This window comes from Mycolicibacter heraklionensis (assembly GCF_001021505.1).
GTDB classification, from domain to species: Bacteria; Actinomycetota; Actinomycetes; order Mycobacteriales; family Mycobacteriaceae; genus Mycobacterium; species Mycobacterium heraklionense.
The window spans coordinates 1-23,807 of sequence record NZ_LDPO01000036.1 but is presented as its reverse complement, the minus strand read 5'-3'; the positions used below and the strand labels follow the sequence as shown (position 1 = coordinate 23,807).

Below are 23,807 nucleotides of genomic sequence, written 5' to 3'. Positions count from 1 at the left end.
CACCCAGACGGCACTGCTGCCGGCGCCTGCGCCATCGCCAGCCCGGGTGGCGGCGGGGCGGGCGGGGGCGGCACCGCGGCGACTGCCGCATGATGCGCCAGCGCCCCGATACCCAGACCCCCGATCACTCCGGCCGGAGCGAGCACGGTCGTGGCGGCCAGCGCCGGCAACAGCGCCGGCAGCAGTGCCGTCTGGGTGATCAGGTAGTTGAGCGCCTGGATGGTGTTGCCGATCGTGGACCCGACGATCTCGACCATCGCCATCGGGATGACCAGGCCCAGGCCCTGCGGGTTGAACAGCGCGGTGTACATGATCGCGATCAGGTCGTCGACGATCACGATGCTGGTGAACGCGAAGTAGGAGCCCGGGTCCAGCGGCACCGAGAAGATGTAGGCCAGGTTTGCCGGGTTGAGGTAGCCCAGCGGGTTGCCGGTCCACGCCAGCCACGACCCCGGGACACCCCACGGCGGCAGCAACGACGATCCGTTCTGCAGGCTGGCGAAGAAATCGGCGAGCGGGTCTGCGAACCCGGTGAAACCGATCTTGTTGAAGAACTCCTGCAACTCGGCATACAGCGGGTATTGGCTGCTGTCGGGATAGGGCGGACTGGGCACCAGACTTTCCAGCCATTTGGCGAAGTCGAGGAACCACTGCGGTGGCTCCGGTGCGGTATCCGCCGCACTGCCGGGCGCCTTGAGCACCGTGGGCGCCGGTTCGGTCTGAGCTGCCGCGGCGGTCGCCACCGCGGCGCCGGCCACCGCCTGATAAGCGGTCATCACGGCGGCGGCCTGCGCCCACATCCGCGCGTAGTCGGCCTCGTTCAGCGCGATCGGAATCGTGTTGACACCGAAGAAGTTTGTGCCCACCAGCACCGCGTGCGTGACATGGTTGGCGACCAGCTCGGCCATGGTCGGCATCGCCGCCAACGCGCTGGTGTAGGCCACCGCCGCGGTCTGCTGCTGTGCGGCCGTCACCGTCGCATCACCACCGGCACGCACCAACCACGCCAGGTAGGGCACGTTGGCCGCCATGAACGCCTCGGCTGACGGGCCCTGCCACGCTCCGGCCTGGACCGCGCCCAGCACCGCCGTCAGCTCGTCGGCGATCTCGGCGTATTCAGTGCTCAGCGCGCTCCACGCAGCGGCCGACGACAATAAGGGGCCGGCACCAGGCCCGGCCGACAGTGACATCGAATGTACTTCTGGCGGAGAGGCCATCCAGATCGGCGCCGTCATCGCGGACCGCCGGATGCCACCCGAAAAGGGCGAAACATAGGGGTTCGTCAGCTCTCTCGGGGTACACCGCCCCGGGTCGCAGGATGCGACGATGTGAGTGTCCTGACTCTCGGATCAACGCTCGCCTCGCCTTCCAACTCCGCTAAGAGCCGTGGCTGTTGAGGGTCGCTCCCCGATCACAGTGGCGGGACCGTGCCGGATTCACACCGGCTTCCTGCACCATCGTTGCCGTACCGGTGCATTATCGCACGCCACCGCGTCTCTCTGGCGGCAAAGCGCGGCTACACGCTGCCCCGGCCGGGGCCACGCACCGCTGCCGCGATCGCATCGGCCAGCGGGCCGACGTCGGCGGGGGCCAACTCGGCGATGGTGACCCGCAGGCCCGGGGTGCTGCGGATCCGGAACCTCGCCCCCGGGGCCGCGGCCCAGCCCGCGGCGAACAACGCCGTCATCGCCACCGCCTCGTCGGATACCGGGATCCACACGTTGAGCCCGGAACGGCCGTGAGCGACCACGCCCCGGTCGGCCAGCGCCGTGCACAGCCCGACGCGGGCCGCGCGGTAGGCGGCTTCGGCGTCGGCCACCCGCCGCGCCGCCGCGGCGTCGTTCCACAGTTCGACCGCCACGTTCTGGAGCAGGTGACTGACCCAGCCCGGCCCCAGCCGCTGCCGACCCTGCACGCGCTCGACGGTGCGCTGATCCCCAGCCAGCACCGCCAACCGCAGGTCCGGGCCATACGCCTTGGCCGCCGATCGCACGAACGCCCAGCGCCGGGTCACGCCCGCCAGCGGGTGCAGCGGCACCCCGGCGATCGCCGCACCGTGGTCGTCTTCGATCAGCAGCACCTCCGATTCGTCCAACAGCCCCCGCAGAACGTTGGCACGCTCCGCGGAAACCGCTGCACCGGTGGGGTTTTGAGCGCGGCTGGTCACCACCACCGCACGCACCCCGCGCCGCAGCGCGCGGGCCAGGTCGGCCGGCACCGGACCGTCGTCGTCGACCCCGACCGGCTCCGGGGTGAGCCCCAATGCGCCGAGCAGGTCAAGCAGGTTGGGCCACCCCGGATCTTCGACCGCCACCCGGTCACCGGGGCGCAGCTGCGCACTGAGCACCCGCTCGATTCCGTCCAGGGCTCCCGAGGTGACCGCCAGGTGGTCGGCCGGCACGCCGTCGGCGGCCAGCTCGCTCGCGGCATGCTCGGCCAGTGCCGGTGCGATCGGGGGATCCCCGTAAAGCACAAGGGGTCCCGGGCGTGCCGGCACGGCGATAACGGGCAGCAGTGCCGGGTTGGGGTTTCCGGTGGACAGGTCCCGCACGTTCGGGGGTACGGCCAGCCCGCGCAGTGAACGCGGCGTGGTCGCCGGGCGGTCGCGCACCCGGGTGCCGCGCCGCCCCGAGCTCTCGACGGCGCCGCGGTCGCGCAACAGCCGGTAGGCGGCGGCCACGGTGTTCGGATTCACCCCGAGCTGCTGCGCCAGACCGCGAATCGGCGGCAACGCTGCGCCCGGCGCCAGCGCACCGTCCGCGATGCCTTCCTCGACGCTGGCCGCGATAGCCTCAGCACCCTCACCGGAAATCCGATATTGTACTGCCACGTATTTTATATTGCACTAGTACATAGTTGGAGGCAAGTCCGTGTCCTATGCACCGACACCGCAGACCACCCCGACCCGGTACCGGGAACGGGCCCGCTACGACCGCGAGGTCGTGCACCGCATCCTGGACGAGGCGCTGATCTGCCATCTGGGTTATGCCCGCGACGGCCATCCGGTGGTGCTGCCGACCACGCACGCCAGGGTCGACGAGACGCTGTATCTGCACGGGTCCACCGGCAGCGGCCCGGTGCTGGCCGCCGGCCCCGCCGGTCTGCCGGTCTGCGTCACCGCCACCCTGGTCGACGGGTTGGTGCTGGCCCGCTCGGCACTGCACCATTCGATGGCCTACCGCTCGGTGGTGGTCATCGGTTCCGCCCGCCTGGTCGACGACGAGGGCGAGAAGCGGCTCGCGTTGGCGGCGCTGCTCGATCACGTCGCGCCCGGCCGGGCCGCCGACACCCGCCCGCCCAACCGCCGCGAACTGGCGGCGACGGCGGTACTGGCTCTCGACCTCGTCGAAGTGTCGGCCAAGATACGAGCCGGCGGCCCCGCCGACGATGCCGAGGACCTGGCGCTGCCGCACTGGGCCGGGGTGGTTCCGCTGAGCCTGGTGGCCGGGCGTCCGGAGCCGGCCGCCGATCTCGACCCGGCCGTCGCGCTGCCGTCCTATCTGGAGTCCTACCGCAGACCGCGCTGACAGCCCCTAGCTCGTCTGCCTGCCGTACTCCGGCATCCAGGTGCCCGGCGTCATCGGGGTGGTGGCGCCGCCGCCGAAAGCGTCCGCGGCAAGGGCGGTGAGTCCGCTCGGCACCACGTCGTCCGCGGCGTCCTCCAGGTCCATGTATTCATAGCCGCGGCCGAGCATGTCCACCTTCGCCTTGCGACGCCGGCGAGCCTTGGCCTTCGCCTCGGCGGCCACCGGCGCCGGCACCTCGCTGGTGTCGGGCTCGGGCGCCTGGCGGCGGCGCCGTGCGCCGGTGCCCGCGGGCCGGCGAGCCTGCTGGCTCACACCGGCGACCAGATACATCGCGGCCAGACTGTCGCCCGGGGACAGCGGTGGCGCGGGCGGCGGCGGAGGCGCAGGCGGCGCACCAGGCGGCGTCGGCGTCGCCAGCGCAGGGGCCGGAGCGGGAGCGGGGGCCGGCGCGGGAGCCGGCGGCGTGGGAGCCACCGTCAGTCCGGCGAACGGCGGGGGCAGGACCGGGGCCAACGGCACCGGTACGGCCTGCAGCGCAGCCAGACCGGACAGCCCCGCCAGTCCCGCCAACGGTGCCGCGGCCAGTGGCGCCAGCGCCGCGGTCAGCATCGGCAGCACTACCGGAATCAACACCAGAGCCTGCTCCAGCAACGTCTTGAGCAGCGCGATCACGTCGGTGATGATCGTGCCGATCGCCTCCACGGCGGTGAACATCAGCGTGAAGGCAATGGTGCTGGGATTGCCGGATGCGAACGCCGCGGCGATATCGGCGCCGATGAACGCGAACGTCTGCGACAGGTAGGCGGCGAACGAGCCGAAGTCCATCGGGTAGCCGATCGCGAACGCAATGTTGTAGGGACTCAGGAAGCCCAGCGGGTTGCCCAGGATGGGCAGCCAGGGGTCGAACCCGCCGAACATCGACGAGAAGAAGGGGTTGTTCGCCAGCTCGTTGATCATCGGCTGCAGCACGTTGTTGTAGAAGTCGGTATAGCCGCTGTTCTGCAGCCATTCCATGATCTCGTTCTGCCGATCCGGCGGGAGCTGCGGTTGGCTGGCGTCCGCGGACTGCGCTTTGACGATCTGCGGCGCCGCGGATGTCTGCGGGCTCGAAGCCACCGCGGTGCCGGCAACGGCTTGATAGGTGGCCATCACGGTGGCCGCCTGCAACCACATCCGGCCGTAGTCCGCCTCATTGAGCGTGATCGGGATGGTGTTCACGCCGAAGAAGTTGGTGGCCACCAGCACCGCGTGGGTGGCGTGGTTGGCCGCGAGCTCCGCCGGCGTCGGCATCGCTGCCAACGCGCTGTTGTAGGCGCTGGCGGCGGTCTGCTGCGCGGCGGCGGTGAGGGCACTGGCGATGCGGGCCTGGATCAGCCACGCCAGGTACGGCAGGTTGGCCGCCACATACGCTTCGGCGCTCGGGCCCTGCCAGGCCCCGGCCTGCACCGCTCCCAGCAGCGCCGTCAACTCGTCGGCGACCGCACCGTATTCGGTGCTCAACGAGCTCCATGCCGTCGCCGACGCCAACAGCGGACCGGCCCCAGGTCCGGCCGACAGCAATGTCGAGTGGACTTCGGGCGGAGACGCGATCCAGATCGGCGCGGTCACGTTCGTCAGCTCTCTCGGGTTACCCGCCCCGAATCGGAGGTTGCGACGACGTGAGTGTCTGGCTCTCGGGTGAGTTCACTCCCCCGATGACAGTGGCGGGACCGCTCCGGATTCGCACCGGCTTCCTACATCGTCATCGCCTTACCGGCGAATTGTCGCACGCCCGGCGCCTTGACCACCGCCGACTGTGAAATCCACGGCGAATCTCCCGGCGCTTTCGTCGGTGGACTCACACTCACCGGGCACCAGGTAATCTGCCGACCGTGTCCGATCCGGCGAACACCCGCTCCACGATCTGCCTCAACATGATCGTCCGGGACGAGGCCCACGTCATTCGGGAGGTGCTGGACGCCACCGCGCCCTACATCAGTTCGTGGGTGATCGTCGATACCGGCTCGCAGGACGGAACCCAGCAGGTGATCCGCGACCACATGGCGGCCCTGGGCATTCCCGGCGAGCTGTACGAGCGGCCCTGGCGCGACTTCGGGCACAACCGCACCGAGGCGCTGGCGCTGGCGCAGGGCCGCAGCGACTACATCTGGGTGATGGATGCCGACGACACGATCCACGGCACACCAGATTTCACCGGCCTGGACGCCGACATCTACGAGATGCGCATCCTGGACGACGGTGTCACCGGCTGGCGCCCCCAACTGTTCCGCGACGGGTTGCCGGCGCGCTACGTCGGTGTGGTCCACGAGCGCGTCATCTGCGACGAAGACCACCTCAACACCCGTCTCGACGGCGACTACGCCATCGAGTCACGGCGTCTCGGCGCCCGTAACCTGGACCCGCTCAAGTACGCCCGCGACCGGGATCTACTGCTGGCCGCGGTAGAGCTCGACCCCGAGGACGCACGGTCGGTCTTTTATCTGGCGCAGACCTACTTCGATCTGGAGGATTTCGCCGCCGCGCGCACGTGGTACTCGCGGCGGGTGGAAATGGGCGGCTTCGACGAAGAGGTGTACTACTCGCTGCACCGCAAGGCCGGTGCCATGGAAGTACTCGGTGAACCGTGGCCGGAAGTGCAGGCCGCCTACCTGCGGGCCTGGGAGTTTCGGCCGTCGCGTGCCGAGCCGCTGTATTGCATCGCGTTCGCTTACCGCTGCGCGGGGCGTTACGAGCTCGGTTACCTGTTCGCCAAGCTGGCCACTGAAATCCCGATCCCCGACGACCAGCTTTTCGTCGATGCGGGGGTCTACAGTTTGCGCGCGATCGACGAGCGGGCGGTGTGCGCGTCGTGGCTCGGCAAGCACGACGAAGCGTTTACCCTGTGCCGAGGCCTGCTGGCCGGCGCCGACATCCCCGACGACGAACGGCAACGCATCGCTTCCAACCGCGACTTTTCGGTTCCGGCCATGCTCGACGCGGCATCGAGCTACCCGGAAGCCTTGGCGCACAACCTGGTTGCCGGGCCGCCTGACACTGAGGTGACGGTCAGCCTGCGCACCGGGCCCGACCGAGCCAGCACCGAGCAGACCCTGAACTCGTTCCTGCACTGCTGCCTCGACGTGGCGCGCGCCGGACGCTTCCTGGTGATCGACACCGGCCTGTCAGCCGAAGATCGGGGGCTGCTGGCGCAGCGGTATCCGTTTGTGGAGTTCGCCGATCCCGGCACCGAAATCAGCGATGCCGTCGGTGGTCGCTACTGGTTGCGGCTGGACTCGGGCTGGCGGTTCTTTGCCCCGGAGAACCTCATCACCCGGCTGACCGGCGTACTGCAAGCCGAACCGGAGGTGTTCCAGGTAGGCATCAACTTCGCCGACGCGGTGAAGCTGATCGGCACCTGCGCGGCCGAGGACACCGTGCGCCGCGCCCCCGGCACCGGCCGCTACCTGCTGACCGAGACGGCCGCCACCGGCCCGGCGATGTTCGACACCACGCGACGCAATCAGGTCGGCGGCACCGCCACTCTCGACGAAGTACTCGCCATCCTGGAGTGACCCACTCCCAGGTCGGCTGACGAGTCAGTCCTTGACGTCGATCGCCGCATTCAGCGCCGGGCTGGGCCGCATCACCGCCGAGGTCAGGTCGTGGTCGGGCGCGTAGTAGCCGCCGATGTCCACCGGCTTGCCCTGGACCTCGGCCAGTTCGCCCAGGATGACGTCCTCGTTCTTGTCCAGTGCGTCCGACAACGCGGCAAAGTGCTTGGCCAGCCCGGCGTCCTCGGTCTGCGCGGCGAGCTCCTCCGCCCAGTACTTGGCGAGGTAGAACTGGCTGCCACGGTTGTCGAGCTCCCCGGTCTTGCGCGACGGGCTCTTGTTGTTGTCCAGCAGCTTGCCGATCGCCGCGTCCAGCGTCTGGCCGAGGATCTTGGCCCGCGGGTTGCCGGTCTTGGCGCCCAGATCGTCGAAGCTGGCGCCGAGCGCCAGGAATTCGCCGAGTGAGTCCCAGCGCAGGTGGTTCTCCTCCACAAGCTGCTTGACGTGTTTGGGGGCCGAGCCGCCCGCGCCCGTCTCGTACATGCCGCCCCCGGCCATCAGCGGCACGATCGACAGCATCTTGGCGCTGGTGCCCAGCTCCAGGATCGGGAACAGGTCGGTCAGGTAATCGCGCAGGATGTTGCCGGTGACGGCGATGGTGTCCTGGCCGCGGATCAGCCGCTCGCACGTGTAGCGCATGGCCCACACCTGCGGCATGATCTGGATCTCCAGGCCCTCGGTGTCGTGGTCTTTGAGATAGGTCTTGACCTTCTTGCGCAGTTCGGCCTCGTGCGGACGCTCGGTGTCCAGCCAGAACACCGCCGTCATGCCCGATGCCCGGGCCCGCTGGACGGCCAGCTTCACCCAGTCCCGGATGGCGGCGTCGGTGACGGTGCACAGCCGCCAGATGTCGCCGGTCTCCACGTTCTGACTCAGCAGCACCTCGCCGGTGGCCAGGTCCACGATCTCGGCGACACCGGCCTCGGGGACCTCGAAGGTCTTGTCGTGGCTGCCGTACTCCTCGGCTTTCTGTGCCATCAGACCGACGTTGGGCACGGTGCCCATAGTGGCCGGGTCGAACTGGCCGTGGGTCTTGCAGAAGTTGATCATCTCCTGGTAGATCCGCGCGAACGTCGATTCGGGGTTGACCGCCTTGGTGTCCTTCTGCCGCCCGTCGGCGCCGTACATCTTGCCGCCGGCCCGGATCATCGCCGGCATGGAGGCGTCCACGATCACGTCCGAGGGCGAATGGAAGTTCGTGATGCCGTTGGCCGAGTCCACCATCGCCAGCTCGGGACGGTGCTCGTGGCAGGCGTGCAGATCCTCGATGATCTCCTCACGCTTGGAGGCCGGCAGCGCCTCGATCTTGCTGTAGAGGTCGACCAGGCCGTTGTTGACGTTGACGCCGAGGTCGTCGAAGAGCGCCTGGTGCTTGGCGAAGGCGTCCTTGTAGAACACCTTGATGGCGTGGCCGAACACGATGGGGTGGCTGACCTTCATCATGGTGGCCTTGACGTGCAGGGAGAACATCACGCCGGTCTTGCGGGCGTCCTCCATCTGCTCCTCGTAGAACTCGCGCAGCGCCTTGACACTCATGAACATCGAATCGATGACGGTGCCGTCGAGCAGCGACACCTTCTCCTTGAGCACAATGGTCTTGCCGCTCTTGGCTTTCAGCTGCATCTTGACGTCGCAGTCGTGGTCCAGCGTCATCGACTTCTCACCGTGGTAGAAGTCGCCGTGCTTCATGGTCGCCACGTGAGTGCGCGACGCCTGCGACCACTCGCCCATGCTGTGCGGGTGCTTGCGTGCGTACTCCTTGACCGCCTTGGGCGCTCGACGGTCCGAGTTGCCTTCCCGCAGAACGGGGTTCACCGCGCTTCCCAGGCACTTGGCGTAGCGGTTGCGCACGTCGCGCTCCCGGTCGGTCTTCGGGTCCTCGGGGAAGTCCGGCAGCGCGAAGCCCTTGCCCTGCAACTCCTTGATGGCGGCGACCAGCTGCGGCACCGACGCGCTGATGTTGGGCAATTTGATGATGGTGGTGTCCGGCAGCAGGGTGAGCCGCCCCAGTTCGGCCAAGTTGTCCGGTACTCGCTGCTCCTCGGTCAACTCGTCGGGGAACTCCGCGAGGATGCGGGCCGCCAAGGAGATGTCGCTGGGCTTCACGTCGATACCCGCGGGTCCGGTGAAAGCCTGCACGATGGGCAGGAACGAGTAGGTCGCCAGCAGCGGCGCCTCGTCGGTCAACGTGTAGATGATGGTCGGTTGGTCGGCGCACATGGCTGTTCTCCCGGCGTCAGGTTCGTGGCGAACGATTTTGTGCCGCGTGGTACACGGCGGCATCAGTATCGCGTACCTCACCGGCGCGTCCACCGCCGGTGAGCAGGTGGCGACAGCTCCGGGAGATGCGATAAGCTGCTTGACGGTCATGAGTGCCAGCGCGAAGCCCCGGCTTGCTGGCCGGCAACCCTCCAACCGCGGTGGGGTGCCCCGGGTGATGACCGGGTTGAGTAGCCACCAGCGGCTACGCGGCAAGCGCGGGTCCGCCACAACGGGCCCCCCGAGTAGACAGGGGAACCTGATGCGTGCCTCCTTGCGCCCGCTCACCCGTTGCTGTTGTCGCTAACCCACGCCGAATCCGTTCGACAACCCAGCGATAACAACTCCGAGGAAAACATTCACCGATGACCGCCGAGAACAACACCGACCCCAGTTCGCACTGGTCGTTCGAGACCAAGCAGGTCCATGCCGGGCAGGCTCCCGACGCTGCCACCAATGCGCGCGCGCTGCCGATCTACCAGACCACGTCGTACACGTTCGACAGCACCGATCACGCGGCCAAGCTGTTCGGCCTGGAGGTTCCGGGCAACATCTACACCCGGCTCATGAACCCGACCACTGACGTCGTCGAGCAGCGGATCGCCGCACTCGAGGGCGGGGTCGCCGCCCTGCTGGTGGCCTCCGGGCAGGCCGCGGAGACCTACGCGATCCTGAACCTCGCCGGCGCCGGTGACCACATCGTTTCCAGCCCACGGCTCTACGGCGGTACCTACAACCTGCTGCACCACTCGCTGGCCAAGCTGGGCATCGAGACCACCTTCGTCGAGGACCCCGATGACCTGGAGTCCTGGCGGGCGGCGGTGCGGCCGAACACCAAGGCCTTCTTCGCCGAGACCATCTCCAACCCGAAGATCGACGTGCTCGACATCCCCGGGGTGTCGGGAGTGGCGCACGAGCACGGGGTGCCGTTGATCGTCGACAACACGGTTGCCACGCCCTATCTGATCCAGCCGCTTGCCCACGGTGCCGACATCGTGGTGCACTCGGCCACCAAGTACCTGGGCGGGCACGGCTCGGCGATCGGCGGCGTGATCGTCGACGGCGGAAGCTTCGACTGGACGCAGGGCCGCCACCCCGGCTTCACCACACCCGACCCGAGCTACCACGGGGTGGTCTTCGCCGAGCTGGGCGCACCCGCGTTCGCGCTGAAGGCCCGCGTGCAGCTGCTGCGCGACCTGGGGGCGGCGGTCTCGCCGTTCAACGCGTTCCTGATCGCCCAAGGCCTGGAGACGTTGAGCCTGCGGGTGGAGCGTCACGTGGCCAATGCCCAGCGGGTCGCGGAGTTCCTGGAGGCCCGCGACGACGTGCTCAGTGTCAACTACGCCGGGCTGGCCAGCTCGCCGTGGCATGCCCGGGCCCAGCAGCTGGCACCGAAGGGTGTCGGCGGTGTGCTCTCGTTCGAGCTCGCGGGAGGCATCGAGGCCGGCAAGGCATTCGTCGACGCACTGCAGCTGCACAGCCACGTCGCCAACATCGGTGACGTGCGCTCGCTGGTGATCCACCCGGCGTCGACGACGCACGCCCAGCTCAGCGCCGAAGAGCAGCTGGCCAGCGGTGTCACCCCGGGCCTGGTCCGGCTGGCGGTCGGCATCGAGGGCATCGCAGACATCCTGGCGGACCTGGAGCTCGGCTTCTCCGCGGCCTCGGCACAGCTCGGCGACTCGTCGGCGCTGGCGGCTCGTTGAGGCGGTCTCCGGTGACGATCTCCGACGTGTCCAGGCAGCTACTGCCCGCCGAGGGAGAGACCGGCGTGGTCCCCATCGGGTCGCTGACATTGGAGAGCGGCGCGGTGCTCGACGACGTGCATATCGCCGTGCAGCGCTGGGGCGAGCTCTCGCCCCAGCGCGACAACGTCGTCGTGGTGCTGCATGCACTGACCGGGGATTCTCACGTCACCGGGCCCGCCGGGCCGGGCCATCCCACCCCCGGCTGGTGGGACGGGGTGATCGGTCCCGGCGCCCCGATCGACACCGACCGCTGGTGTGCGGTGGCCACCAACGTGCTGGGCGGCTGCCGCGGGTCGACCGGCCCGGGATCGTTGGCCCGCGACGGGAAGCCTTGGGGCTCAAAGTTTCCCGCGATCACGATTCGCGACCAGGTGCAGGCGGACGTCGCGGCGCTGGCCGCGCTGGGTATCACCGAGGTGGCCGCCGTGCTGGGCGGTTCGATGGGCGGCGCCCGCGGGCTGGAGTGGATGGTCAGCCACCCGGACCGGGTGGGCGCGGGCTTGCTGCTGGCCGTCGGCGCCCGGGCGACCGCCGACCAGATCGGCACGCAGAGCACCCAGATCGCGGCCATCAAGGCCGACCCGGACTGGCAGGGCGGCGACTACCACGGCACCGGCCGCAGTCCCGAGGCCGGTTTGGCGATCGCCCGGCGCATCGCGCACCTGACCTACCGCGGCGAGGCCGAGCTGGACCGGCGCTTCGCCAATAGAGCGCAGGCCGAGGAAGATCCAGCGGACCCGCGTTACGCCGTACAGAGCTACCTGGAGTATCAGGGCGACAAGCTGGTGGCGCGGTTCGACGCGGGCAGTTATGTGACCCTGAGCGACTCGCTGTCCAGCTACGACGTGGGCCGGGGAAGAGGTGGAGTCGCGGCGGCATTAAGCGGCTGCCCGGTCCCCGCGGTGGTCGCCGGAATCACCTCGGACCGGTTGTACCCGCTGCGGTTGCAGGCCGAGCTGGCGGAGCTGCTGCCCGGCTGCGACGGCCTGCAGGTGGTGGACTCCGACTGCGGGCACGACGGTTTTCTGCTGGAGACCGGCCGGGTCGGCGAGCTGATCCGCCAGACCCTGGACTTGGCGCGCGCGGCCGGGGACCGCCGGCGGTGAGCCCGTCCGATCAGGGTCGCCGCGACCGCTCGCTGTCGTTCGGTTCCCAAGCCGCCGCCTACGAGCGGGGCCGTCCGTCCTACCCGCCGGAGGCGATCGACTGGTTGCTGCCGCCGGGGGCCCGCGACGTCCTCGACCTGGGCGCCGGGACCGGCAAGCTCACCGCCCGCCTGGTGGAGCGCGGCCTGGACGTGGTGGCGGTGGACCCGATCGCCGAAATGCTCGAGGTGCTGGCCACCGCCCTGCCGGGAACCCCGGCACTGCTCGGGTCAGCCGAGCAGATCCCGCTGCCCGACGACAGCGTCGACGCCGTGCTGGTGGCCCAGGCGTGGCATTGGTTCGACCCCGCCCGGGCCATCCCCGAGCTGGTGCGGGTGCTGCGGCCCGGCGGCCGGCTGGGGTTGGTGTGGAATACCCGCGACGAACGGCTGGGCTGGGTCAAGGAGCTTGGCAAGATCATCGGCCGCGAGGACGCCCGCGACGTGGTCGACGCCGGGGTGAGTCTGCCGGCGCCGTTCGGCGACATCGAAAGCCACCAGGTGGAGTGGACCAGTTATCTCACGCCGCAGGCGCTGATCGACCTGGTCGCCTCGCGCAGCTACTGCATCACCTCACCCGACGCGGTGCGCACCCAGACCCTGGACCAGGTCCGCAACCTGCTGGCCACCCATCCGGCGTTGGTCGGGTCCACCGGCCTGGCGCTGCCCTACATCACGGTGTGCACGCGAGCAACGCTGCACTGATCCTGATGGCTACGCGCTGAACAGGTCGGCGAAGTCGTTGGCGATCGACTGGAACGCGCTCATCACGCTCATCAGTTCGAAACCGATGGCCGTGGGGATCAGCCCGACGTCGGCCGCAAGCGGAAGTCCGATCGCGTTCGTCAGCGTGGTCAGCAGGTCGTCGCCGTTGCCGAATGCGTTGAAGAACATGCTGATGTCGTAGGCGGGCATGGTGGTCAGCAAGGCGTTGATGATGTCCGCGGTCGGCAGCAGCACCGAGTATAGCGTCGAGGCCGCGCCGGAGAACGTGTTGACGACATCGAGGAGGCTCGGCAGCGCGAAGTCCATCCCCGAACCGAGCGCGTCGGCCGGGCCGCCCAGCGACAAGTGACCGAGGTCGTAGATGAAGTCGTTGAATCCGTGCTGCGCTCCCTGCGCCAGTGAGTTCAGCAGGGTGAACACGTCGATGTCCGGGAACACGCCGTAGGTGGTGAGCAGATTCGCCGGGCCCATGTCCCAGCCGCCATGGGTCAGCTCCCCGTCGACGTAGGTGTCGACGTTGCCGTAACCCAGGTCGATCAGGATCCGGGTGACGGGCTCCAGCAGGTCATACAGCGGCTCGCCGATCACCGGGATTCCGAGCAGCGGCTGCAGCAGCGGCAGGATTTCCGTCGGAATCATGTAGTAGTCGGTGTTGAGGGCGGCCGAGGCGCCGTCGGGCAGCGTCAGGGGCCCGTCGTAGTTGGTGGACCCCAGCAACAGCTGGGCACTGTCGATGGAGTCCGGGCGGCTGTAGCCGGGGCCGTGCACCAGCGCGATCCCCAGCACGGCATTGAGCGTCGACAGGAAGTTCAGCGGGTAGCGCGGGAAGTCGGAGAATCCGTCGTACTCCGCGATGTAGATGTCAGTCGCGTACGGGGTGTCGGGCGTGCCGCCGTAGAAGTCGATCCCCATGGACGGGATGTAGAGCGGGACGTCCGGGACGGCGAATCGGGACAGCAGGCCGCCGTTGGGGAACATCTCATTGGCGATCAAGACGAACGACAGCTGGTCGGGGTCGGGGGCACTGCCGGAGCTGAGCAGCTGGTTCATCTCGATCGACGACAGGACGGCGCTCTGCGAGACGCCGTAGACGACCACGTTGTCGCCGGCTGCGATGCGGTCGCGAAGAGTCGCGTCGAGCATCTGCACACCCTGGTCGACCGAGGTGTCCAGCGGCAGGCTCTTGACGCCGGTTCCGGGGTAGAGACCTTCGGGGGTGAAGACGCCCTGCATGGTGTAGTCGCCGTACCCGAGGTGGGAGAGGTATTGGTCGGCCCAGTGAAAGTCCCACGTTCCCGGGATGGGGGTGCCGCTGCCACCCATGACCAGGGCGACGTTGTCGAGCAGCGCCACCTCCGCGACCACCGTGCGCGCCGCGGACACCCAGGCCGGCGTCATGACCGGCGAAGCCACCGCGGCGGCGCTGGTCACGGCTACCGCCGCAACACCCAGCGAGTGGAACGTGGGGATTACCTTCATGGCGACCTCCGGCAGCGGCACGGAAACTGCTTTTTGCGTGCAGAACATTAGCCCCTACATGTTGAAATGCTGAAGTAATTCTGAATAACTCTAAGTTTTAACTGTAGTAAATTCAGCCGCTGACGGCGTTGGCCCTGGGAACGCGCCAGTCGTCCGGCTGGAAGTTTGCGTCGCTTCCGGGTGGTCCACTCCCGCTCAGGCCGGCTTGACCAGGACGTCGACGGTGCTGGCGCCGTGGTCGGCGGCGATCACCAGCACCGAGGAGCCGGCTCCGGACACCACGTGCCCGCCGATGACGTCCACCTGGTAGCCGTCCGGGTACTGCAGCGCCGGCACCACGATTCGGGTCTGCGCGTCGGCGGCGAAACCGCCCGAGCCGTCAGCCATCGCGGTGGAGTAGCTGAAGTGGAAGACGCCGCCTGCGAACGACCAGGCGGTCGGCACACCGGCGATCGTCTGCGGGTACGGCTCGGCAAGCGCCGCCAGCTTGGCGGCGTCGACGTTGTCGCCCACCGGCGGCAGATTGGTGTCGAAGACCAGCGCCTGACCCTCCGGAGAGCTGCTGGCGACGTCACCGCCGGTATAGGCCCACTCCAGCCAGCCGTACCGATAGGGGTTGGTGTGCGCCAATGTATTGGCGATGACACCAGCGTTGGCGGTGGCGCCGAACTCCGTCATCAGCGCCGGGACGTTGTGCGAGTCGGCATATGCCGCAGCGTTGTTCAACAGGATGTCGAAGTTGAGCCCACAGCCGAAGTCGATGTCGAACACCGAGTTCGCCAGGCAGTAGTTGTGGAACGCGAAGATGCCGTGTGGATCGTCCACGACTCCCAACGACGTCGGTATGGCCGTGTTGAACAGGAAAGTCGGTTCGAACAGCACCGGGGTGTTCGGGTCGACAGAGCGGATCGCCGCGGTCATCTGGTTGTAGAACGGCGTCAGGGTCTGGGCGTCGAAGTGCGGACTGCCCAACGCGGCAGACAGCCACGGCGAGCCCGGCCACGGCTCGTTGATGATCCCGTAGCCGGCCACACTGGCGTCGTCCTTGAAGTAGTCGGCGACGTACTGCCACGAGCGCGCGTAGTGGTTGGCCAGCCCGATCCCATCCTCGGCTTTGGCGTTGGACCAGAACGCATCCCAGGCGTGCAGCTGCGCGGGGTTGACCAGATAGGTGCCGATCTGGCCGACGTCGGGGTTGGGCAACCCACCGGTCAGAACCGCCCAGTCCGGCGCGCCGTCGCCACCGAAGCCCGCATTGTAGAAGTCCTGATGGAAGTCGAGAATGCTGTAGATGCCGTGGTCGGCCAGGGTTTGCACGGTCTGCTTGATCGCGGCGAGGTAGTCGGGGTCGAACACGCCGGGCTGCGGCTCCACGCCGGCCCAGAGCACCCCCACCCGAACGGCGTTGAAGCCGTTGGCCGCCAGGAACGCCGCGTCGTCGTCGCCGAACCCGCCGGCGCCCGGCGTGTACGGCGCGATCTTGTAGACCTGGTTGAGCCCGTGCAGGATCACCACCTTGCCGTCGCTGTCGGTGATCCAGGCGCCGGCGGTGGACAGGCCGGTGTAGGGGCCACTGTCCGGGGCGCCGGCCAGGGTGCCGAAGTGCCCGACCGCGCCGTGGATCCCGAACATGCCGGCCGCACCGCCGGCACCGCCCAGCGCAGGCAGGCTGCCGGCGCCGCCGTAGACACCGTTGCCGGCGTCGCCACCGGCACCGCCGACGCCCATCAGCCAGCCGCCGGCACCGCCGTCTCCGCCGTTGCCCCCGAAACCACCGTCACCCCCGTCGCCACCGGCGCCGCCGTTGCCGAACATGCCGGCCGCTCCCCCGGCCCCGCCGTCACCGCCGGCGGTGTTGTCCCAGCCGGCGCCGCCGTCACCGAAGAGCCAGCCCGCGTCACCGCCGTCGGGATGCGCCTCGGTTCCTGCCGTGCCGTCGGCGATCATCGCGCCCCACCCCAGCGCCCTACTGAGATCGTTGAGCCCGTCCAGGATTGGCGTGGGGCCGGTGGCATGGATCCAGCTTTCGATGCCGGTGTGCAGCGGGGTGTAGATGAGCTGTTGCAGCCACGCCGTCGCATCGGCTGCTCCCGCGCTCGGCGCTCCGGAGATCCCGGCCAGGACGTCGTTCCAGTGCGCCGGATCGAAGAATGCGTCCCAAGCCGCCGGGCTCGACAGCGCGGGCCAGTCCACGCTGTGGGTGGCCGCGTCCACGAACGGCGCCATCACCTGCTCGAGCACGTCGTCGATCACCTCGGCGCTCGCGGGGACCGGTGCGGTCACGCTGACCGCGAGGGCCGAGCCGACCGCGGCGCCCAGCCCTACCGCCCGACGATTGACTGTGCCGCTGCGACGTCGAGCCATCTGGCGTGGACCTCTCTTCGTCCCATAAAACTGAGCGTTGCATGTGCCTTGGATGAATGATTCCAACAAACGTAGCGGGCTGAGCCTCGATTTCGGCTCAAAGCCCCGAAAATGCGGCATCGGCCCGGGCGATATAGCGCCGTAGGCAAACCGTGACCCGGCCGACTCGCCGGTGTTATCGCTTTGATGCAGGATTTCAACAAGAACGTTCGGACAAGTCCCGGGTACCGCTCGGCGCCGGACCACGACGAGGGGGATGCATGCCAGGCTTCATGATCAAGGCGGGCGCGGGAGCAGGCTTAGCCGGCCTGATCGCGACCACCGGATTCGCGGCACCGGCGCAGGCGAGCCCGGTCGACACGTCGTTCCTGTCCGATCTGGCCGGGGCCGGCATTCCGGTCGCCGACCCGGCCGCGACGGCAGCTCTCGGCCAGTCGGTGTGCCCGATGCTGACCGAGCCCGCCGGCACCGCCGCGTCAGTGGCGGCCCCGGTCGCCGGCCTGGGCGGCGGCCCCTCCCTGTCGCCGCAGATGGCGCAGCTGTTCACCGAGATCGCCGTGCAGATCTACTGCCCCCAGATGCTGTCTCAGCTGGCCAGCGGTCAGGTGCCGGATCTGCCGCAGATCCCTGGGATGTCGGTCGGTGTTCCCGGCTTAACCGGTGGGATCCCGGCCATTCCGGCCATCCCCGGGTTTTAGCACTCGCAGCCGCGGGCTCCCTGCTAGTACTTGCTAGTACTTGCTAGTACTTGCCGAACGCGAGCGCCACGTTGTGGCCGCCGAATCCGAAGGAATTGCTGATCGCGTAGCGGTAGTCGCCCGGCCGCACGTCGCCGGCGACGACGTCCAGATCGATCTCCGGGTCGAGCCGGTGCAGGTTCAGCGTCGGCGGGACCACACCGTCCCGCAGCGTCAGTGCGGTCAGGATCGCTTCCACCGCCCCGACCGCACCCACCGAATGGCCGAGCGCGGACTTGGGCGCATACACCGCCGGACGGTGGGCGCCCATGGCGTTGTTGATCGCCTGGGCCTCGGCCAGGTCCCCGATTCGGGTCCCGGTGGCGTGCGCGTTGATGTGGTCGATGTCGCGGGGAGCCAGCCCGGCAAGTTCCATTGCCCGCGTCATGGCGTATCCCGCTCGTTCGCCCAGCGGATCGGGCGCCACGATGTGATGGCCGTCTGAGGTGATGCCGGCACCCATCAACCGGCCGAGAATCGTTGCGCCGCGCGCCTTTGCGTGCTCATGAGTCTCGATGACCATCAAGGCGCCGGCCTCGCCGAACACGAAGCCGTTGCGGTCGGCGTCGAAGGGCCGGCAGGCACCCGCCGGGTCGTCGTTGGTGGTGGAGAGCACGATGCGCATCGCGGCGAATCCCGCGATGGGCACCGCTTCGATCTTGGTCTCGACCCCGCCGCAGATCGCGATGTCGGCTTCGTCGTAGACGATGTTGCGCCAGGCCTGCGCAATACCCTCGGCGCCCGAAGCGCACGCCGAGATCGGGGTGAAGACACCCGCCTTGGCGCCACGTTCCAGCCCCACGGCAGCGGCCGCGGCGTTGGGCATGTATTTCTGCACACCCAGCGGCGACACTGCCCTCATGCCGCGCTCCACCATGCCCTGGTATCCCCAGACCAGCTCTTCGGGCGAGCCGAGCCCGGTGCCGATCGACACCAGCAAGCGACGTGAATCCACCTCCGGCGAGCCGGCATTCGCCCAGACTCGACGGCCGAGGATGACCGCCATTTTCTGCAGGTATGACAGCCGGTGCAATTCCTTGCGGTTCAGCTCGTGGTCGAAGTCCTCGAGCAGATGGCCGCCGATACGCACTGGGAGGTCGAACTGCTCGACGAACGGGTCGTCGAGCTTGCGGATGCCACTCTGTCCGTCCAGCAATTTCTTCCAGGTTTCGTCGGCGTCGGTTGCCAGCGCAGTCGTCATCGCGACTCCGGTGATGACGACCTCGGGAAGGCCTTTCCCGGTGGAGAGCCGAGTCACTCGGGCCATATCCGCGCCTCGCTTCCGGGCCGCTACTTGGTCAAGATGAACTGCCCGACGTTGCTGATCCCCCTGCGGAAGAGGTCGGCGCAGCCGGTCAGATAGCGGAGATAGCGCTCGTACACTTCTTCGGATTGCAGGGCGATGGCGCGTTCGCGGTTGCTCCGCAAATTGGCCGCCCACATGTCCAGGGTCCGGATGTAGTGCTCCGGCATCAGAAAGGCGTCCTGGATATGGAATCCGGCGCCTTGGGAGTATTCGTAGATGTCGTCGCGGCCCGCCATCTCCCCGCCGGGAAAGATCTCCTTGCCGAGGAACCGGACGAAGCGCAGATCGCTCATCGTCACTTTGATGCCATGCTCGCGCCAATAGGTCTGGGGATAGGTGAATATGCTGTGGAAGAGCATTCGGCCGTCATCGGGCAGAATCTCGTAGGCTCGCTCGAAGAACGCGGCATAGCGCGCCTTCTTGAATGCGTCGAACGCCTCGATGGTGAAGATCCGATCGACCTTCTCGTCGAACTCCTCCCAGCCCTGCAAGCGCGCCTCCGCCCGCCGCTCGGTCTCGATCGCCGCCAAACTGGCCGCGCTGCGTGCGTAGTGGTTGCGACTGAGCGTGATACCGATGACATTGACATCGAACTTCGTCACCGCCCGGACCAGCCCTGCTCCCCACCCGCAACCGACGTCCAACACCGTCATCCCCGGTTCGAGGTTGAGTTTGCGTAATGCCAAGTCGTACTTCGCGTTCTGCGCTTCCTCGAGGGTCATGTCGTCGCGCCCGAAGTACGCGCACGTGTAGGCCATCGTCGGATCGAGGAACAGCGCAAAGAAGTCATCGGAGATGTCATACGCCGCTTGAGACTCTTCGTAGTACGGCTTGAGATTGGTCATCTGGACCATCTTGTCCTCCGAATTCGCTTATGCCACTGCTTTTTCCATCGTGAATTGGCAGACGTCGGTGTAACCGTCACGGAACAGCTCGCGGCAACCGGTCAGGTACTTCAAGAACGTTTCGTAGGTCTGCTCGCCTTTCAGCTCGACCGCCTGGTCCTTGTGCGCTTCCAGTGCCTTGGCCCAGGTATCCAAGGTGCGCACATAATTCGACCCGATCAGCTGGTGGCGGGTGATCGAGAAGCCGCAGCGGGTCGCATGCTCGTCAACGATCGAGATCTGCGGCAACCGTCCGCCGGGATAGATCTCGGTCAGGATGAAATGGATGAAGCGCAACAACGACATCGTCTTCTTCAGCCCCCGCCGCTCGCCCTCTTCGGCGGTGGGCACCACGATGGAATGCAGGAGCATCACTCCGTCGTCGGGCAGGACGCGGTGGCACATGGTGAAGAAGTCGTCGTAGCGCTCGTAGGTGCCGACGCCATCGGCGAAGTGCTCGAAGGCCCCCAAGGACACGATGCGGTCCACCGGTTCGTCGAATTCCTCCCAGCCCTGCAGTCGCACCTGTTTCGAGCGTGGGCTGTCCATTTCGGCGAATTTCTGTGCGCAATGGACCACTTGGTTTTCGCTCAGTGTCAGCCCGATGACATTGACGTCGTACTTCTCGACGGCCCGCCGCATGGTGGAGCCCCAACCGCAACCGATGTCGAGCAGCGTCATCCCGGGCTGCAGGCCCAACTTGCCCAATGCCAAGTCCACTTTGGCCATCTGAGCTTGTTCGAGCGTCATATCGTCGCGCTCGAAATATGCGCAGCTGTAGGTCATCGTCGGATCCAGCCACAGCCGAAAGAATTCGTTGGACCGGTCGTAGTGCGACCGGACGTGGTCGACATCCGGAAGCAGTTCGACGCCCAGGGACCTTGAATACGACCCTGCTGATGAATTCATTTCGGGCACCGGCTTCCTCCCCGACTCGTCCGACCGACGTGAACCGGCCGTACCCGCGCGGGTTCCCGGCGCGCGGGAGGGTCAAACACGTCACCCGATCTGATGGGCAGAACTGGCGGATGCGCCCGTCGCGCTCGAGAAATTGTCGGGCAGGTAAAAAACGACTAGCTGGTCCCGAGCGGGTCGATGGTCGCGGCCACGTAGAGCATCACCGTCGCCGCCGTCGTCATCGTCGCGAAGTCCAGCCCCCGGTCCCGCAGCACCAGCAGCCCGGCCCGATCCTCGGACAGCACCAGGCGCAGCGCGGCGGCCACCCCGGTCCCGATCCCGATCAGCAGCGCGCCGCGCCGCCAGAAGTTCGCCCCGGCCAGCACGAACGCCGCCGTGAAGATCAGCCCGACCAGCAAGATCGGCCACTGCGCGGCGATCACCCGGCGGACATCGGCGGCCCTCACAGCGTGCCCTCGACCCTTTCCACCACGTTGGTCAGCAGGAACGCCCGAGTCAGCGGACCCACCCCGCCGGGGTTGGGCGACACATGACCGGCCACCTCCCACACGTCGGGGTGCACGTCGCCGACCAGCCCGGCGTCGGTACGCGATACCCCGACGTCGACGATCGCCGCGCCCGGACGCACCATGTCGGCGGTGAGCATGTGCGGCACCCCGACCGCGGCCACGATGATGTCGGCCTGGCGGGTCAGCTCCGCAAGATCACGGGTCCCGGTGTGGCACAGCGTGACGGTGGCGTTCTCCGACCGGCGGGTCAGCAACAGCCCCAGCGGGCGCCCTACCGTCACGCCACGCCCGATCACCACGACGTGGGCGCCGGCAATCGGCACCTCGTAGCGGCGCAGCAGGTGCACGATGCCGCGCGGGGTGCAGGGTAGCGCCGCCGGGGTGCCCAGCACCAGCCGACCCAGGTTGGTCGGATGCAGCCCGTCGGCGTCCTTGGCCGGGTCGACGCGCTCCAGTGCGGCGTTCTCGTCCAGATGTTTGGGCAGCGGCAGCTGCACGATGTAGCCGGTGCAGTCGTCGTTGGCGTTCAGCTCGTCGATGGTGTCGTTGAGCTGGGCCGGGCTGCAGTCCGCCGGCAGGTCGCGGCGGATCGAGGTGATGCCGACCTTGGCGCAGTCGGCGTGCTTGCCGCGCACGTAGGCGTGTGAGCCGGGGTCGTCACCGACCAGAATGGTGCCCAGACCAGGCGTGCGGCCCGCGGCGGTCAGCGCCGCCACTCGTGCCTGAAGGTCAACGAAGATCTCGTCGCGCGTGGCCTTGCCGTCCAACGTAATCGCACCCACGCGGACAGTCTGGCATGTCCGCGCGCGACGCCAATGACGACGACCCGCTTCGCCCGGCTTCGCCGCGCTTGCGGTCGCCGTTAAGCTCCGGCTATGCCCGTTCCCGACGTCTTCAGTCCCGCCAAGCTCGGCCCGATCACGTTGCGCAACCGGATCATCAAAGCTGCGACGTTCGAGAACCGCACGCCTAATGCGCTGGCCTCCGACGATCTCATCGAATATCACCGGCTGCCGGCCGCCGGCGGAGTGGGCATGACCACCGTGGCCTACTGCGCTGTCTCGCAAGGCGGGCGCACCTCCAACGACGGGCTGTGGATGCGCCCGGAGGCGGTCGCCGGGCTACGCCGGCTCACTGACGCCGTGCACGCCGAGGGGGCCCTGGTCAGCGCTCAGATCGGCCACGCCGGCCCAGTCGCCGACGCGCGCTCCAACAAGGCCCGCGCCCTGGCCCCGGTGCGGTTCTTCAACCCGATCGGCATGCGCTTCGCCAAGAAGGCAACCCGCGACGACATCGACCTGGTCATCGCCCAGCACGCCGACGCCGCCCGCTACGCCGTGGACGCCGGGTTCGACGCCGTCGAGATCCATCTCGGCCACAACTATCTGGCGAGTTCCTTTCTGAGCCCGCTGATCAACCGCCGCTCCGATGAGTTCGGCGGGTCGCTGGCCAACCGGGCCAAGGTGGCCCGCGGCATTGTGGCGGCCGTGCATCGCGCGGTGGGCGGACAGATCGCGGTGACGGCCAAACTGAACATGGCCGACGGAGTCCGCGGCGGTATCAATCTGGACGAGTCGCTGACCACCGCGAAATGGCTGCAGGACGACGGCGGCCTGGACGCGTTGGAGCTGACCGCCGGCAGCTCGCTGGTCAACCCGATGTACCTGTTCCGCGGGCACGCCCCGGTGAAGGAATTCGCCAGGGTCTTTCCCCCGCCGTTGAGCTGGGGCATGCGGATGACCGGCAACAGGTTCCTGCGCAAGTACCCCTACACCGACGCCTACCTGCTGGACAACGCCCGGCTGTTCCGCGCCGAGCTGTCGATGCCGCTGATCCTGCTGGGCGGTGTCACCAACCGGGCGACGATGGATCAGGCGATGGCCGAGGGATTCGAGTTCGTCGCGATGGCCCGGGCGTTGCTGGCCGAACCGGACCTGGTCAACCGAATCGCCGACGACTCGACCACGCTGTCGGAGTGCATCCACTGCAACCAGTGCATGCCGACGATCTATGAGCGGACGCACTGCGTCGTTACCGGCGCACCGGACGCAACTCGCTAGAGTTGACTCGATGAGTCACCCAGTCCCGCCGGTGCTGACCGTCCGCTACGACGGGTCGCAAGGCACGTTCTCCGCAGGCCACGACGTAGTCATCGGGCGCGACCTGCGGGCTGACATCCGCATCCCGCATCCCCTGGTCTCGCGGGCGCACCTGCTGCTGCGCTTCGAGCAGGGCCGGTGGCTGGGGATCGACAACGGCTCACTGAACGGCATCTACGTCAACGGCCAGCGGGTGCCGGTCGTCGACATCCGGGACGGACAGGCCGTCAACCTCGGCAACCCGGACGGGCCCCGGGTCGCCTTCGAGGTGGGGCGGCACCAGGGTCAGGCCGGCCGGCCGCCGCAGACCGTGTCGATCCAGGTGCCGCAGCCCGGCATCGCGCGCCCGGGCCGGCCGCCGCAGCCGGCGGGCTGGCCGGCGCCGCCCGAACCCGCGCCGTATGCGGATCCGCGGTCGGCCGGGCATCCCGGCGTGCAGCAGCCCTATCGGCCACCGACCGGACCGGCACCGTATCCCCCGCCGCCCGCCCCGCACCGGCCACCGGTGTATCAGTCC

Annotated in this window: 19 protein-coding genes and 3 riboswitches; of the genes, 8 read left to right on the top strand and 11 right to left on the bottom strand. The window is 68.1% G+C overall.

What is annotated here, in order from left to right; genetic code table 11:
* Positions 1-1,235, bottom strand: a 1,235-nt coding sequence (locus tag ABW16_RS22885; RefSeq protein WP_047321504.1) for a PPE family protein, incomplete at its 3' end; no start/stop codon positions are given.
* Positions 1,236-1,310: 75 nt separating this feature from the next.
* Positions 1,311-1,494, bottom strand: a riboswitch (cobalamin riboswitch).
* Between the two features lie 22 nt (positions 1,495-1,516).
* Positions 1,517-2,830 carry an aminotransferase class I/II-fold pyridoxal phosphate-dependent enzyme gene (locus ABW16_RS22880; RefSeq protein ID WP_047321499.1) on the bottom strand — a complete coding sequence of 438 codons (1,314 nt, stop codon included), beginning with the start codon at positions 2,828-2,830 and terminating at the stop codon, positions 1,517-1,519.
* Positions 2,831-2,870: 40 nt separating this feature from the next.
* On the opposite strand from ABW16_RS22880, the gene ABW16_RS22875 reads away from it, so the two are divergent.
* Positions 2,871-3,527 carry a pyridoxamine 5'-phosphate oxidase family protein gene (locus ABW16_RS22875; RefSeq protein WP_200900709.1) on the top strand — a complete coding sequence of 219 codons (657 nt, stop codon included), beginning with the start codon at positions 2,871-2,873 and terminating at the stop codon, positions 3,525-3,527.
* A gap of 6 nt (positions 3,528-3,533) precedes the next feature.
* Here the strand turns inward: ABW16_RS22875 and ABW16_RS22870 are convergent, their stop codons facing one another.
* The gene (locus ABW16_RS22870) at positions 3,534-5,135 is read right to left on the bottom strand and encodes a PPE family protein (protein ID WP_047321497.1); all 1,602 of its coding nucleotides are present in this window, start codon (positions 5,133-5,135) and stop codon (positions 3,534-3,536) included.
* Between the two features lie 30 nt (positions 5,136-5,165).
* A riboswitch (cobalamin riboswitch) is annotated at positions 5,166-5,307 on the bottom strand.
* Positions 5,308-5,398: 91 nt separating this feature from the next.
* Here ABW16_RS22870 and ABW16_RS22865 point away from each other — a divergent pair.
* Positions 5,399-7,078 carry a glycosyltransferase gene (locus ABW16_RS22865; RefSeq protein WP_233424857.1) on the top strand — a complete coding sequence of 560 codons (1,680 nt, stop codon included), beginning with the start codon at positions 5,399-5,401 and terminating at the stop codon, positions 7,076-7,078.
* Positions 7,079-7,102: 24 nt separating this feature from the next.
* On the opposite strand, the gene ABW16_RS22860 is transcribed toward ABW16_RS22865, so the two are convergent.
* Entirely contained in the window at positions 7,103-9,337 is a 2,235-nt protein-coding gene (locus tag ABW16_RS22860) for an NADP-dependent isocitrate dehydrogenase (protein WP_047321496.1), read from the bottom strand.
* Between the two features lie 144 nt (positions 9,338-9,481).
* A riboswitch (SAM riboswitch) is annotated at positions 9,482-9,601 on the top strand.
* A 140-nt stretch (positions 9,602-9,741) separates the two neighbouring features.
* Between ABW16_RS22860 and ABW16_RS22855 the strand changes: the two genes are divergently transcribed.
* Genes ABW16_RS22855 through ABW16_RS22845 form a run of 3 tightly spaced genes read left to right on the top strand, consistent with a single transcriptional unit; the run spans position 9,742 to position 12,973 of the window.
* Complete coding sequence (locus ABW16_RS22855) at positions 9,742-11,082, top strand: bifunctional o-acetylhomoserine/o-acetylserine sulfhydrylase (RefSeq protein WP_047321495.1); 1,341 nt, start codon at positions 9,742-9,744, stop codon at positions 11,080-11,082.
* 11 nt (positions 11,083-11,093) lie between these two features.
* The gene (gene metX / locus ABW16_RS22850) at positions 11,094-12,230 is read left to right on the top strand and encodes a homoserine O-acetyltransferase MetX (RefSeq protein ID WP_047321494.1); all 1,137 of its coding nucleotides are present in this window, start codon (positions 11,094-11,096) and stop codon (positions 12,228-12,230) included.
* Positions 12,227-12,973, top strand: a complete 747-nt coding sequence (locus ABW16_RS22845; RefSeq protein ID WP_047321493.1) for a class I SAM-dependent methyltransferase — start codon at positions 12,227-12,229, stop codon at positions 12,971-12,973. The genes metX and ABW16_RS22845 overlap by 4 nt, the downstream gene beginning before the upstream one ends.
* A 9-nt stretch (positions 12,974-12,982) precedes the next feature.
* Here ABW16_RS22845 and ABW16_RS22840 read toward each other — a convergent pair whose 3' ends face one another.
* The gene (locus ABW16_RS22840) at positions 12,983-14,494 is read right to left on the bottom strand and encodes a PE-PPE domain-containing protein (protein ID WP_233424856.1); all 1,512 of its coding nucleotides are present in this window, start codon (positions 14,492-14,494) and stop codon (positions 12,983-12,985) included.
* Positions 14,495-14,668: 174 nt separating this feature from the next.
* Positions 14,669-16,837: a cellulase family glycosylhydrolase gene (locus ABW16_RS22835; protein WP_233424855.1), complete on the bottom strand. Its 2,169-nt coding sequence runs from the start codon at positions 16,835-16,837 to the stop codon at positions 14,669-14,671.
* Between the two features lie 260 nt (positions 16,838-17,097).
* On the opposite strand from ABW16_RS22835, the gene ABW16_RS22830 reads away from it, so the two are divergent.
* The gene (locus ABW16_RS22830; RefSeq protein WP_047321492.1) at positions 17,098-17,535 is read left to right on the top strand and encodes a DUF732 domain-containing protein; all 438 of its coding nucleotides are present in this window, start codon (positions 17,098-17,100) and stop codon (positions 17,533-17,535) included.
* Positions 17,536-17,578: 43 nt separating this feature from the next.
* On the opposite strand, the gene kasB is transcribed toward ABW16_RS22830, so the two are convergent.
* The 5 genes from kasB to ABW16_RS22805 form a co-directional block, all read right to left on the bottom strand.
* On the bottom strand, positions 17,579-18,841 hold the full coding sequence (gene kasB / locus ABW16_RS22825; RefSeq protein WP_047321491.1) for a 3-oxoacyl-ACP synthase KasB: 1,263 nt from the start codon (positions 18,839-18,841) through the stop codon (positions 17,579-17,581).
* 23 nt (positions 18,842-18,864) lie between these two features.
* Positions 18,865-19,725 carry a cyclopropane mycolic acid synthase family methyltransferase gene (locus ABW16_RS22820; RefSeq protein WP_047321500.1) on the bottom strand — a complete coding sequence of 287 codons (861 nt, stop codon included), beginning with the start codon at positions 19,723-19,725 and terminating at the stop codon, positions 18,865-18,867.
* A gap of 27 nt (positions 19,726-19,752) precedes the next feature.
* Positions 19,753-20,673, bottom strand: coding sequence for a cyclopropane mycolic acid synthase family methyltransferase (locus tag ABW16_RS22815; RefSeq protein ID WP_047321490.1), 921 nt, complete (start codon positions 20,671-20,673; stop codon positions 19,753-19,755).
* 164 nt (positions 20,674-20,837) lie between these two features.
* Positions 20,838-21,128: a DUF3017 domain-containing protein gene (locus ABW16_RS22810; protein WP_047321489.1), complete on the bottom strand. Its 291-nt coding sequence runs from the start codon at positions 21,126-21,128 to the stop codon at positions 20,838-20,840.
* Positions 21,125-21,973: a bifunctional methylenetetrahydrofolate dehydrogenase/methenyltetrahydrofolate cyclohydrolase gene (locus tag ABW16_RS22805; protein WP_047321488.1), complete on the bottom strand. Its 849-nt coding sequence runs from the start codon at positions 21,971-21,973 to the stop codon at positions 21,125-21,127. The genes ABW16_RS22810 and ABW16_RS22805 overlap by 4 nt, the downstream gene beginning before the upstream one ends.
* A 93-nt stretch (positions 21,974-22,066) precedes the next feature.
* On the opposite strand from ABW16_RS22805, the gene ABW16_RS22800 reads away from it, so the two are divergent.
* Together ABW16_RS22800 and ABW16_RS26975 are read left to right on the top strand one after the other, a co-directional pair.
* The gene (locus ABW16_RS22800) at positions 22,067-23,251 is read left to right on the top strand and encodes an NADH:flavin oxidoreductase (protein WP_047321487.1); all 1,185 of its coding nucleotides are present in this window, start codon (positions 22,067-22,069) and stop codon (positions 23,249-23,251) included.
* A 10-nt stretch (positions 23,252-23,261) separates the two neighbouring features.
* A partial coding sequence (locus ABW16_RS26975) for an FHA domain-containing protein (RefSeq protein ID WP_200900708.1) occupies positions 23,262-23,807 on the top strand: 546 nt, incomplete at its 3' end.

Coding starts and splice junctions, on each gene's coding strand:
- kasB (WP_047321491.1), bottom strand. CDS start 18,841: ATGGCCCGAGTGACTCGGCTCTCCACCGGGAAAGGCCTTCCCGAGGTC.
- ABW16_RS22855 (WP_047321495.1), top strand. CDS start 9,742: ATGACCGCCGAGAACAACACCGACCCCAGTTCGCACTGGTCGTTCGAG.
- ABW16_RS22830 (WP_047321492.1), top strand. CDS start 17,098: ATGCCAGGCTTCATGATCAAGGCGGGCGCGGGAGCAGGCTTAGCCGGC.
- ABW16_RS22860 (WP_047321496.1), bottom strand. CDS start 9,337: ATGTGCGCCGACCAACCGACCATCATCTACACGTTGACCGACGAGGCG.
- ABW16_RS22800 (WP_047321487.1), top strand. CDS start 22,067: ATGCCCGTTCCCGACGTCTTCAGTCCCGCCAAGCTCGGCCCGATCACG.
- ABW16_RS22820 (WP_047321500.1), bottom strand. CDS start 19,725: ATGACCAATCTCAAGCCGTACTACGAAGAGTCTCAAGCGGCGTATGAC.
- ABW16_RS22815 (WP_047321490.1), bottom strand. CDS start 20,673: ATGAATTCATCAGCAGGGTCGTATTCAAGGTCCCTGGGCGTCGAACTG.
- ABW16_RS22835 (WP_233424855.1), bottom strand. CDS start 16,837: ATGGCTCGACGTCGCAGCGGCACAGTCAATCGTCGGGCGGTAGGGCTG.